3 protein-coding genes are annotated in these 13,187 nt (G+C 74.2%); all 3 read left to right on the top strand.

What is annotated here, in order from left to right:
• Positions 1 to 8: 8 nt before the first annotated feature.
• The 3 genes from ACWEF6_RS14965 (at position 9) to ACWEF6_RS14955 (ending at position 13,177) form a co-directional block, all read left to right on the top strand.
• Positions 9 to 887 carry a sulfotransferase domain-containing protein gene (locus ACWEF6_RS14965; protein ID WP_449683434.1) on the top strand — a complete coding sequence of 293 codons (879 nt, stop codon included), beginning with the start codon at positions 9 to 11 and terminating at the stop codon, positions 885 to 887.
• Between the two features lie 147 nt (positions 888 to 1,034).
• Positions 1,035 to 4,778, top strand: coding sequence for a non-ribosomal peptide synthetase (locus ACWEF6_RS14960; protein ID WP_449683433.1), 3,744 nt, complete (start codon positions 1,035 to 1,037; stop codon positions 4,776 to 4,778).
• Positions 4,775 to 13,177, top strand: a complete 8,403-nt coding sequence (locus tag ACWEF6_RS14955; RefSeq protein WP_449683432.1) for an amino acid adenylation domain-containing protein — start codon at positions 4,775 to 4,777, stop codon at positions 13,175 to 13,177. Before ACWEF6_RS14960 ends, ACWEF6_RS14955 begins: the two co-directional genes overlap by 4 nt.
• Positions 13,178 to 13,187 lie beyond the last annotated feature (10 nt).

Here is a 13,187-nt window from a genome sequence, read left to right as displayed (position 1 = left end):
AGCCGGAAATGGGCGGGTTGCGGCGGTATCGCACAGTGGTGTCCGACAGCGCGTTGTGGGACCGGTTCCGGTTCCGCGCCGGGGACATCGTGCTCAGCACCCCGCCGAAGTGCGGCACGACGTGGCTGCAGATGCTGTGCGCGCTGCTGGTCTTCGGCACCGCCGAGCTGCCCCGGCCGCTCACGGAGATTTCCCCGTGGCTGGACGCGACGACGTACGATACCGAGGCGATCCTCGCCGCGCTGGAGAGCCAGGAGCACCGGCGGTTCGTCAAGACGCACACGCCGCTCGACGGCCTGCCGTCCGCGCCGGGGGTGACGTACGTGTGCGTCGGCCGTGACGGGCGGGACGCGATGCTGTCGTTCGACCACGCGGTGGCCAACATCCACCCGGACGCCATCACCGCGGGCGGCCTCCAGGTCCTCGCCCCGCCGCCGGCCGACCCGCTCGACCGGTTCCGGCGGTGGGTGGACGCGGAACCCACGCCGTCGTCGGACACGTTCGGCGTGAGCCTGGCGAACCTGGTCCACCACGTGCGGACGTTCTGGGACCACCGCGACGAGCCTCGGGTGGCGTTGTTCCACTACGCGGACCTCCAGGCCGACCTGCCGGGCCAGCTGCGCCGATTGGCGGACGCCCTGTCGATCTCGTCGCGGCGCATCGAGCAGCTCGCCGCGGCGGCCACGTTCGACCGCATGCGCAACCGCGCCGACGAGCTGGCTCCCGGCGTCGACGCGAAGCTGTGGCGCAGCAACAAGGCGTTCTTCCGGTCGGGCACCAGCGGGCAGTGGCGTGACGTGCTCGACGCCGCCGCGATCGACCACTACCACCGGCGGGTGGCCTCGCTGGTGCCCGCCGACCTGGCCGGGTGGCTCCACCGGGGCTGACGCTTGGCCCACTCGCGAAGGGACTTCCGGGCAGACTTTTGGCACCACCCGATGGTGTGGTGTTAACTGGCGCGGAAGACAGAGAGCGTTTCCCCAACGCGGCTGCGACGGCGCAGGCTCGCCCGCCCCCCACCGGAAAGGCCCTCCATGCGCGTGTCCGCCCCGCTGTCGTCCGGCCAGCAGCGCCTTTGGACCGTTTGCCAGCTGGACGGGGCCGGAGCGGCCTACAACGAGACGATGGCGTTCGCGTTGCGCGGGCCGGTGGATCGGGCGGCACTGCAGCGGGCGTTCGATGCTCTCGCCGAGCGGCACGAGGCGCTGCGGACCCGGTTCGTCGTCGAGGACGGGCGGCCGGTGCAGGTGGTCGAGAATGTCGGGTTTCCGTGCTTTGTCAACGATGTCTCCGGGCGGCCGGAGAAGGCGGCCGAGCTGCGGCGGGCCGAGGCCCTGGCGGCGTTCGACCTGACGCGGGCCCCGCTGGCCCGGGCCCGGCTGCTGGTGGAGTCCGATCGCGAGCACGTCCTCCTGATCACCGTCCACCACGCCGTCTTCGACGGCTGGTCGCGGACTCTCCTCTTGCGCGAACTCGGCCTCCTCTACGCCGCCGAGCTGAGCGGCACCGAAGCCGCCCTGCCACCCGCCCGGCCCTACCGGGACCACGCGCGGGCGCAACAGGACTGGCTGACCGGCGACGGCCCGTCGCCGCACGAGGACTATTGGCGGGACCGGCTCGACGGTGTCCCCCCGGTGCTGGAGCTGCCCGCCGACCGGCCGCGGCCCGCCCGGCAGGACTTCCGGGGTGCCCGGGTGCCCGTGCAGCTCGGGCCGGAACTCACCGCGCGGCTGAAGACCCTGGCGCGCGAGCACGGCGTCACCCTCTACTCCACCTTCCTGACCTGCTGGTACCTCCTGCTATCCCGACTTTCCGCGCAAACTGACATCGTTGTCGGCGTCCCCACCGCCAACCGCGACGACGCCGGCGAGAACACGCTCGGCTTCTTCGTCAACACCCTCGCCGTGCGCGCCGACCTGTCCGGCCCACGGACCGGCGCCACCCTGCTGACGGAGGTCCGCGCGGGCCTCCGGGGCGCCATCGACCACGCCGAGCTGCCCTTCGAACGGGTCGTCGAGCTGGTCAACCCGCCGCGCAGCCCGGCGCACACCCCGCTGTTCCAGACCATGTTCGCCTGGGTGCCCACCCAGCACGACCTCCTCGACCTGCCCGGCGTGGCCGTCGCGCCCCTCGACGTCGAGCACGCTCCCGCGAAGTTCGACCTGGCCCTCGGCCTGGCGCACGAAGCCGGTGACGTCCAAGGCCACCTCGACTACGCCGTCGCCCTCTTCGACCACGCCACCGCCGAGCGGTACGCCCGCTACCTCGTCCGGCTGCTGGACCAGCTGGCCACGCGGCCGGACGCGGACATCACCGGCTACGAGCTCCTCGACGACGCCGAACGCCGCGAGATCCTCACCTCCTGGAGCACCGGCCCGCGGCCGAACCGGCGGCCCGGCGGGCTCGTCGAGCGGTTCACCGCCCACGCCGACACCAGCCCGGACGCCCCCGCACTCGTCTGCGACGGCCAGACCTGCACGTACGGCGAACTGGACCGCCGCAGCACGAGACTGGCGAACGCGCTGCGGGCCCGCGGAGCCGGCCGCGGGCGGGTGGTCGGTGTCCTCAGTGGACGGTCGAAGGACCTGGTCACCGCCGTGCTGGGCGTGCTGAAGACCGGGGCCGCCTACCTCCCGCTCGACCCGGCCCAGCCGGCCGCCCGGCGCGCGGCGATGATCGAGGACGCGTGCCCGGTGCTGGTCCTCGACGAGGACCTTCCCTTGGACGGCGACGAAACCCGGCGACCGGCGGGAACCGAGCCCGGCGACACCGCGTACGTGATCTACACGTCGGGGTCGACCGGGCGCCCGAAGGGGGTCGAGGTCACCCACCACAGCGTCCTCGCCCTGTTCGACCAATGGCTGGACCGCTTCGGCGCGACACCCGGCGAAGCGACGTCGGCGTGGTCGAGCATCGGCTTCGACGCCTCGGTGCACGAACTACTGCTGCCCCTGACCACCGGTGCCGTCCTGCACGTCGTGCCCGAGGACGTCCGGCCCGACCCGGCCGCGCTGATGGCCTGGTTGCGGGAGCACCGGGTGGTCCAGGCCTTCCTGCCGCCCGCCTACATCCGGTGGGCCGACGAAGACCCCGCGCGCCTGCAGGGGCTCGCGTTGCGGCAGCTGCTGACCGGCGTCGAACCGCTGCCGGAAGCCGCCCTCGCCCGGTTCGCGGCCGCCCTGCCCGGGCTGCGGATCTGTTTCGGCTACGGGCCGACCGAAGCCACGCTCTACGCCACCGCGCACGTCGACCCGCAGCCGCGCGACCGCCCGGCCCCGATCGGACGGCCGCTGCCCGGCTCCCGGCTGTACCTCCTCGACGAGCGGCTGCGCCCGGTGCCGCCCGGCGTGGTCGGCGAGGTGTTCCTGGCCGGCGACTGCCTGGCCCGCGGCTACCTGCACCGGCCCGACCTGACCGCCGAACGGTTCGTCGCCGATCCGTTCATGCCCGGCGAGCGGATGTACCGGACCGGGGATCTGGCCCGGTGGCTCCCGAGCGGTGAAGCCGAATACGCCGGCCGCCGCGACGACCAGATCAAGCTGCGCGGCTTCCGCATCGAACCCGGCGAGGTGACGGCCGCCCTGCTCGCCGTGCCCGGCGTGCAGGAAGCCGCCGTGCTGGTGGACCGCGAAGGCGAGCCGCGGCTCGTCGCCGGGGTCGCGGGCGCCGGCCGGACACCGCACGAATGGCGGGCCGCGCTGGCCGGACGGCTGCCGGACTACATGATCCCGTCGGTGTTCGCCGAGTTCGACCGGCTGCCGCTGAGCCGCAGCGGCAAGCTCGACCGCGACGCCGTCCTGGCGCGCGCCCGCACGAGCGCCCCCGCCGCGGTCAACACCACCGCTCCGCGCGACCACGCCGAACTCGCGCTGCTGCGGATCTGGCGGACCCTGCTGCTGCACCCGGCGATCGGTGTCTCGGACGACTTCTTCGACGTCGGCGGCACGTCGATCTCGGCGATCAAGCTGGCCCACGCGATCGGTGCGGAGTTCGGCCGGGAGCTGCCCATCCGGGACGTCATCCTGCACCCGACCATCGAGGCGCAAGCCGCGCTGGTGCGCGCGGACCGCCCACCGGAGACCGGCAGCCTGATCGAGTTCCGCCGCGGCACGGGCCCGGCCCGGGTCGTCTGCGTGCACCCGGCGGGCGGCACGGCGTTCTGCTACCTGCCGCTCAGCGGGCTGCTGCCCGACGACGCCGGGGTCGTCGGGATCCAGTCCCCCGGGCTCAACGCCGGCGAGGAGCCGCTGCCGAGCGTCGAAGCGATGGCCGAGGAGTACCTGCGGCTCGTCGACCCGCGGCCGGAGGAGAAATTGGTCCTTTGTGGACTCTCCTACGGCGGGCTGATCGCCTACGAGATGGGCCGCCGGCTCGGCGAGCGCGCCAGCGTCGTCCTGCTCGACACCACCGCCACCGACGACCCGGCCGCGAAGGCGGCGATCGAACCGGTACCCGCGGCCGAGTTCCGCGAGAAACTGGTCCGCTTCAACGGGATGTACCCCGGCATCGAGGACGCGCAGATCGAGCGCTACCACCGCACGTACAACCACAACCGGCTGACCGCGCGCGAACACGACCCCGGCGAAACCGCCGCGCGCGTGCTCTTCGTGCAGGCCGTCGGCGAGGACCCGATCCCCGGCAGCGCCGAGTTCTGGCGCCGCCGCGCCCTCGGCGAGTTCGATGTGGTCCCCGCGGACTGCGGCCACTGGGACATGCTGGAAAGCGACGCGTTACCACTGGTCGCGAAGCTGATCACGGCCGAGCTGGCGGCCCGATGACCTCGATCGCCCGCCGCGTCCACGACCGGGCCTTGCGGCACCCGGACGCCCTCGCCGTGGCCGACGGCGACCGCCGCCTCACCTACGCCGAGCTGAACGCCGGCGCCGCCGCCGTCGCGGAGTCGCTGTCCCGCCGGGGAATCCACCCGGGCGACGCGGTCGCCGTCAGCCTCCCGCGCTCGGCGGACCTCGTCCTCGTGATGCTGGGCGTGCTGCGCCTGGGCGCTCAGGTCGTGCCACTGGATCGGCAAAGCCCGCCCGCGCGCCGCGATGTCATCCTCGCCGACGCGGGCGCTGCGATCGTGGTCGGCGACGAACCGCCCGGCATCCCCCCGGCCGAGCTGCTGGCCGAAGCCGTGGAAGTGGGCGCGCCCGCCGAACCGGCGCCGGCGTCGTTCCTCTTCGCCACCTCCGGCACGACCGGGCGCCCCAAGGGGGTCGAGGTCCGCGACGCCGGGATCCTCCGGCTGGCCGAACCCGGCTGGCTCGACATCGGCGCGCGGTTCGCCTGCCTGGCCAACCCCGCTTTCGACGCGCTCAGCTTCGAGGTCTGGGTGCCGCTGCTCACCGGCGGCACGTGCGTGATCCTCGATGACGACACCGTGCGCGACCCGCAGGCGTTCGCCGACGCGCTGGTACGGGAACGCATCGACACGATGTTCGTCACCGCGACGCTGTTCAACGCGGTCGCCGAAACCGTCCCCGGCAGCTTCGCCACCGTACGCCGGGTCGTCATCGGCGGCGAGCAGCTCAACGCGCCGCTGATCCGCCGCTGGTACCAGGCCAACCCGGACTCGCCGACGCGGCTGCAGAACGGCTACGGCCCGACCGAGACGACGACGTTCGCGCTCAGTTACACGATCCCGCGCGGCTTCGACGGCGACGTCGTCCCGATCGGCCGTCCGCTCCCCGGCACCGGCGCGGTCGCGGTCTTCGAACCGGACGAGCGAGTGGCCACCGAAGGCGAAGTCGCCGAGCTGTACCTCTCCGGCGCCGGTGTCGCCCTCGGCTACCGCGGGCTGCCCGCGGAGACCGGGCAGCGGTTCGTCCGGCTGCCGTGGCTGGACGAGGGCCGCGCGCGGTTCTACCGCACCGGCGACCTCGTCCGAGTGCTGCCGGGCGGGCGCTACGCCTACGTCGGGCGCACCGACCGCCAGGTCAAGGTCCGCGGGTTCCGGATCGAGCCGGGCGAGCTGGAGCAGCGCCTCCTCGCACACCCGGGGATCCGGCAGGCCCACGTAGCCGTGCGCCGCGCGGCCACCGCCGAACTGCTCGCCTTCGTCGTGGCCGGCGACCTGTCCTTCGACGCGTTCGAAGCGCACCTGGCCGAGACGGTTCCGGCCTACATGCGGCCGCACCACGTCTTCCGCGTCGACGAGCTGCCGCGGAACGCGAACGGCAAGGTCGACGAAACCGCGCTCCTGGCCGGTGGCCTCCCCGCGTGGCGGCCGGACACCGGCGGCGACGCGACGGCGTGGGAACGCGAAGTCCTCGACGTCGTGTCGGACGTCCTCGGTGGCCCGGAACTGCATCCCGGCGACACGTGGCTGCGGTCCGGGGGCGACTCGCTCAAGGCGTTGCGGCTCCGATTCGCGATCCGGGAACGCTGGGGCACGGACCTGCCGCCGTCGGTCGTCCAACGCGGCACCTTCGCCGAGCTCGCCGCGGCGATCTCGGGGGCGGGACGCGCCGCCTACCCGGAACCGGCCGCCCCGACCACCGCCACCGTCGCCCCCGCCACCAGCGAACAACAGCGGCTTTGGCTGGTGCAGCACCGCAATCCCGCGTCCACGGCCTACCACGTGCCGCTCGCCTTCCGGGTCACCGGCGAGCCGGACCTCGAGGCGTTGCGCCGGGACGTGCGCGGGCTGGTCGAGCGGCACCCGGCGCTGCGCACCGCGTTCGAGGCCACCTCCGCCGGCCTGCGGCAGGTGACGCAACCGGCGTACGACCCGTGGACCGAGCCCTCCGACGACTTCTTCACCGCGCCCTTCGACCTCGCTTCGGGCCGGCTGCTGCGCGCGGCCTGGCGTCCCGACGGGACGTTCCTGCTGTGCCTGCACCACATCGCGGTCGACGGCTGGTCGCTCAACATCCTGTTCCGGGAGCTGTCCGGCACCCCGCCGCGAGACGCGCACACACCCCTCGACTTCGCCGCCTGGCAGTCCCGCTGGTTCGCCTCCCCCGGCTACCGCGACCGGCTGATCGAACGGTCCGACGACGCCGAACCCCTCGGCGAGGCCTCCCTGGCCGGACGGCTGCACACGACCCGCATCGACCGCGAGCGGGTCGACACCTGGGCCGCCGAGCTGGGCCTGACGCGGTTCCAGCTGCTGCTCGGCGTGTTCGCGTGGAGCCTCTACGCGGTGACCGGGCGGACCCGGCCGCGGATCGCCGCGCCGGTGGCGAACCGGCCGGTGCGGGCCTTCGAAGCCAGCGTCGGGATGTTCGCCAACACCGTCCGGCTGCCCCTGGCCGTGGCCCCGGACGAGGACCTGGGCACCCAGCTCCGCCGGCTCGGCACCGCGGCGGGCGCGGCCCTGGACCACCAGGACGTCGCGTTCGCCGACCTCGATCCCGGTTACGCGGCCTTCGACTACCTGTTCGTCCTGGAGAACACCGACTTCGAAGCACTGCGCCTCCCCGGCTGCTCGATCAGTCCACAGTGGATCGAGGCGGCGGAGGCGAAGTGCGCGCTCACGCTGTCGGTCGTAGAACGGCCGGACGGGTTCGACTGCCTGTGGGAGTACGGGGAAGGCCACTTCACCGAGGCCGAGGCGACGGCCCTCGGCGACGTCTTCGGCCGCGCCCTGCACGGCGACGCGCGGACACCGGACCGTCCTGACCACGGCCGCGGCGCCGACGCCGGTCTGGCGTGGGAAACCATCGCCGAAGGCTTCGCGCGTCAGGTCGCGCGGACGCCCGGCGCCCCGGCGCTGACCGGCGACACGACCCTGACCTACGCCGAACTGGACGCGCACGCGGCCCGGCTCGCCGCCACCCTGCCCGCGGACGCCACCGACATCGCGCTGTACTTCCGGCCCTCGGCCGAGCACGTCGTCGCGCTGCTGGCGCTCGCCCGGCTGAACATCACCGCGGTGCCGCTGGATCCGGCGTACCCACCGGAGCTGCTGCGCGCCATGCTCGACCGCGTCCGGCCGCGGTGCGTCCTGCTCGCGCCGGGGGAAACGTTCGACACCGACGTCGAGCGGCGGTTCGTCACGCTCACCGGCGGCCCGGTGCCGGACGTCCCGGCCCGGCACGCCGGCCGGCCGCTCTACACGCTGTTCACCTCGGGCTCGACCGGCGTGCCGAAGGGCGTGCGCGTCCCGGACCGCACGCTGGCCAACCTGCTGCAGTGGCAGGACGCCCCGCCCGCGGCGACCCAGCAGTTCTCGATGCTGTCGTTCGACGTGTCGTTCCAGGAGATCTTCACGACGCTCTGCGGCGGCGGCCGGCTGCACCTGATCCGCCCGGAGTGGCGGCACGACGTCCCGGCGCTGCTGGCGCAGCTCGACACCGCGGGCATCGAGCGGATCTTCCTGCCGTACGTCGCTTTGCAGCTGCTCGCCGAGCACGGCGTCCGGCTCGGGCGGTACCCGGCGCGGCTGCGGGACGTGCTCACGGCCGGCGAGCAGCTGGTGTGCACGCCGGCGATCCGCCGGTGGTTCGCCGGGCTGCCCGGCGCACGCCTGCACAACCACTACGGGCCGACCGAGACCCACGTCGTCAGCGCGCTGACCCTCGACGGCGATCCGGCTTCGTGGCCCGAGCGGCCCGCCATCGGCCGGCCGGTGGCGAACGCGGTCCTGCGCGTCGCCGACGCCGCGGGCACCCCGCTGCCGCCCGGCCAGATCGGCGAACTGCTCATCGGCGGGCTCGCGGCGAACCGCTGCTACCTCGGCGACGCGGCGCCGGAGAAGTTCGCCGAGCTGCCGGAGCTGTACTACCGCAGCGGCGACCTCGCGCACTTCGACCGCGCCGGGCTGCTGCACTTCGACGGCCGGGCCGACCGGCAGGTCAAGGTCAGCGGCCACCGCCTCGAACTCGGGCAGGTCGAAGCCGCGCTGCTGCGGCACCCGGCCGTCGTCAACGCGGTCGTCACGGTCCAGGACGACCGGCTGACCGCGTTCCTGGAGTGCCGCCGGACGCCGTCGGCCGCGGAACTGGCGGACTCCCTGGTGCCGCTGCTGCCGCCGCACGCCCGGGTGGACCGCTTCCGGGTCGTCGACGTCCTGCCGCGCACGCCGAGCGGGAAGCTCGACCGCGACGCCGCTTCTTCGGCGCCCGGAACGGACCTGCACCGGACGGCGGACCGGCCGTCGAGCGAGCTGGCGGCGCTGTTCGAGGAGGTGACCGGGACGCCGATCGGCCCGGACGAGACCTTCTTCGCCGCCGGCGCCGGTTCGCTGGCGCTGATGCAGTTCCACCTGCGCTGCGCGGAAGCCGGGTACCGGTTCACCGTGGCGGACCTCTTCGAGCACGTCACGCTGCGGGACCTCACGCGGCACCTGGCGAGCGGCCCGGCCGCGACCACCTCGTCGTCCCGGCCCGTCGCCGACGAGCCGGTGGCCGTAATCGGCATGGCGGTCCGGCTGCCGGGCGCCCGGAACCTGGCCGAGTTCTGGGACCTGGTCGTCTCGGGCCGCCGCGGGATCGAGGAGTTCCCGGCGGCGGACGGCCTGGTCGGCGCGCGCAGCCTCCTGGCCGACCCGCTGGCGTTCGACCCCGGGTACTTCGGCGTCAGCCACCGCGACGCGGCCCTGATGGACCCGCAGCAGCGGCAGTTGCTGATGGCGTGCGTGGAGGCGTTGACGCACGCCGGGATCACCGCGGGAGCCGGCGTCGGCCTGATCGCGGGCGGCGGCGAGAGCACGTACTTCCAGCAGATGCTGCGCGAAGCCGACCCAGCGGCCCTGCCGGACGGCTTCCAGCTGGCCCTGCACCACGAGAAGGACTTCCTGGCGACGAAGGTGGCGTACCACCTGGACCTGACGGGTCCGGCGCTGACGACCCAGACGGCGTGCTCGAGTTCGCTGGTGGCGGTCCACCAGGCGGCGGCGATGCTGCGCGGCGGCGAGGCGGAGGTGATGCTGGCGGGCGGCGTGCTCGTCGACGTCACCCTGGCCGAGGGCTACCGGTACCGGCCGCAGCACATCTTCTCGCCGGACGGGCACTGCCGCCCGTTCAGCGACGACGCCGCCGGAACGGTGGGTGGCAGCGGCGTCGGCGTCGTGGTCCTGAAGCCGCTGTCGGCGGCCCGTCGCGACGGCGACCCGGTGTACGCGGTGGTCACCGGCTCGGCCGTGACCAACGACGGCGCGGTCAAGCAGGGCTACAGCGCGCCGTCCCCGGCCGGGCAGCGCGCGGCGATCCGCGCGGCCCTGGAGCGAGCCGGGCGCACGGGAGCGGACGTCGGGTACGTGGAGACGCACGGCACGGGCACCCGCCTGGGCGACCCGATCGAGGTGGCGGCGCTGCGGGAGGCGATGCCCGAGGCCTCGGCGTGCGCGATTTCGTCGGTGAAGAGCCAGATCGGCCACCTCGGCGCGGCGGCCGGGGTGGTGGGGCTGGTCCGCGCGGTGCTTTCGCTGCACCACGGCGTGCTGCCGCCGACGGTCGACTTCCGGGCTCCCAACCCGGCGCTGGAGCTGGGGCCGTTCCGGGTGCCGACGTCGGCGGAGCCGTGGCCCGCGGGCCCGCGGGTGGCCGGGGTGAGCAGCTTCGGCATCGGCGGGACGAACGCGCACGTCGTCCTGGAGTCGGTCCGGCCCGGGTCGCCGCGGCGGCGTGATCCGGTGCGGTGCTTGGTGCTTTCGGCCCGCAGCGCCCCGGCCCTGAAGCTGGAGGCGGCCCGGGTGGCGGAGTACCTGGCCGCACACCCGGAGTCCTATGCGGACGTTCTGCGGCACCTGCAGTCCGGTCGCCCGGCGGGTCGCTGGCGGATGGCGGCGGCCTGCGAGGACGCGGCCGCGGCGGTCGAATGGCTGCGCACGGCCGAGCCGCGGGAGGTGACCGAGCCGGCGGGCACCACGCCCGCCGCCGGGCCGGCCGCCGCGTGGCTGGCCGGCGCTCCCTTCGACTGGGGTCACTCCCCCGCCCCCGCGCCGTGGGACTTCCCGCCGCCCGCGTTCGACACCGCACCCTTCGACTTCCCGCGGCGCACCACCACCCGGCTGCCCGAAGCCGCCTGGCTGCACCAGCCCACCTGGATCCGCCTGCGCCGGGCGACCACCGCCACCGCAACCGACCGCGTCCTCGTCATCTCCGGCGAAGGCGCCCTCACCGCGCCCGCGCTCGACGCCGCTTACCCCCGCGTCGTGCGCGTCCACGCGGCCGGCCACTTCGCCCGCCTCGGCCCCGACACCTTCGAAGCCGACCCGGCCGACACCGCGCAGCTCCGCCAAGTCCTCGACGCCCTGCCGAACCGGGAAATCGACTGGCTCCACACCCTCCCGCTCGGCATCACCGGCCCCGTCGGGGAGAAGTCCCTCGACCACGCGCGATGGGCCTGCCTCGACACGCCGGCCGCGCTCCTCCGCGCCGCCCACGACCGTCCATTGCGGACGTGGTGGGTCTCGCACGGCGCCACGGCTACGCGTCCCGAAGCCGGGCTGCTCGCCGGGATCACCGCCGTCGGGCCGCAGGAGACCGGCGTCCCCGGCCACTGGGTCGACCTCGAAAGCCCCGACTTCGACCGCATCGCCGACCTCCTCACCGGCCCGACCCCGCCCGAGCGCGTGACCTTCCGGAACGGGTTCTGGTGGCGGCAAGGAACCGCCCCCGCCGAGGCCCAAGAAGTATCCACAATGGACGGGAAGTACCTCGTTCTCGGTGGCACGGGCGGCATCGGCACCGCGGTCGCCGAAGAGCTGCTGACCCGCTCGACCGGCCGGGTCGTCCTGCTCGCCCGCCACCCGCACCTGCCCGAGGCCCTCGCACCGTGGGCCGACCGCGTCGACCTGCTCGCCGCCGATCTCACGAAGATCACCGCCGACGCGATCGACGGCCCGCTGACCGGGATCGTGCACGCCGCCGGGACACCGGGCGGCCGCTTGATCGCCACCCGCGGCGAAGGCACCCAGGACGTCAAGCTCGCCGGCGCCCTCCTCGTGGAAGCGCTCATCGAACGTGACCACCCGGCCTTCGCCGTCTACTGCTCGTCGCTGTCCGCCCAGTTCGGCGGCACCGGCCAGCTCGACTACGCCGCCGCCAACGGGTTCCTCGACGCGCTCGCCCACCGGGACGGCCCGACCGCCCGGCTCGCCATCGGCTGGGACGTCTGGCGCGACAGCGGCATGGCCCTCACCGCCCTGGAATCCGACGCCCGGCACCAGGCCCACCTGGCCGTCGGGCTGAGCGACGACGAAGGGCGGCGCACCTTCGCCCGCGCGCTGGCGACCGGCCTCCCGCAGGTCTTGGTGGCCACGACCGGCCTCGAAACCGCCAAATCGTTCCACGAACGCGAAGCCCCGCAGGCGGCGGCGAAACCCGCCGAGGCGGACCTGACCGAGGAAGTCCGTGCCCTCCTGGGCGTCGCCGAGCTCGACCCGGACGTCCCGCTCTACGACCTCGGCGCCGACTCCCTCACCCTGCTGGACGTGGTCGAGTCGGTGAAACGCCTCTACGGCGTCGACCTCGATCTCGCCTGGCTCGGCCCGGAGGTCACCATGGCGGGGTTGCTGGCCGAGCTGGGCCGGGCCGCCGGCACCGGCGAAGTCGTCGTCCAGGTGTGGCGCGAAGGGACGACGGCCGAGGTCGTCTGCCTCGTGCACCCGATCGGCGGGGACGTCCACGCGTACCGCCCGCTCGTCGAGGCCCTGCCGCCCGGGCTCGGCGTCTGCGTGATCGCCGACCCCGCGCTGAGCCGCCCCGAACCGCCGGGGTGGTCCGTCGCGGACCGGGCCCGCCGCTACCACGAGGCCCTCGAACGGCGATTCCCCGGCCGGAGCAAGCAGCTGGCCGGGTGGTCGTTCGGCGGCTGGGTCGCGGCCGGCATGGCCGCCGAAGCCGAGGCGGCCGGGCAGCCGGTGCGGGCCCTGCACCTCATCGACCCGCCGCCGCCCGGCGCGAGCGCCGCCGACTACGACGACACCCAGCTGGAGACGGTGTTCGAGCGCGAACTCGGCGGCGCCGCGGGCGAACACGCGCGCAAGCTCGCCCGCGCCACCCGGGCCAACCTGCGCAGCATGACCGGGCACGCCCTGCCCCGCCTGACCGCCACGCCCAGCCACGTCTGGCTCGCCACCGAACCCGAACCCGGCCTGCCGGTGGCGAGCCGGGACGGCTGGCGGGACCTGCTGCCCGAACCGAGCCACTGGCACGAACTGCCCGCCACCCACTACGGCGTCGTGCGCGCCCCGCACGTCACCGCGGTGGCCGCCGCCATCGAACGGTGAGACCCACCGG

The organism is Amycolatopsis sp. NPDC004772, from assembly GCF_053601215.1.
The sequence above is the reverse complement of the archived record's forward strand: the minus strand, read 5'-3'. Positions and strand labels throughout refer to the sequence as shown.

Bases quoted from the DNA above. Each gene is read 5' to 3' on its own strand.
- ACWEF6_RS14960 (WP_449683433.1), top strand. From the start codon at position 1,035: ATGCGCGTGTCCGCCCCGCTGTCGTCCGGCCAGCAGCGCCTTTGGACC.
- ACWEF6_RS14955 (WP_449683432.1), top strand. From the start codon at position 4,775: ATGACCTCGATCGCCCGCCGCGTCCACGACCGGGCCTTGCGGCACCCG.
- ACWEF6_RS14965 (WP_449683434.1), top strand. From the start codon at position 9: ATGGGCGGGTTGCGGCGGTATCGCACAGTGGTGTCCGACAGCGCGTTG.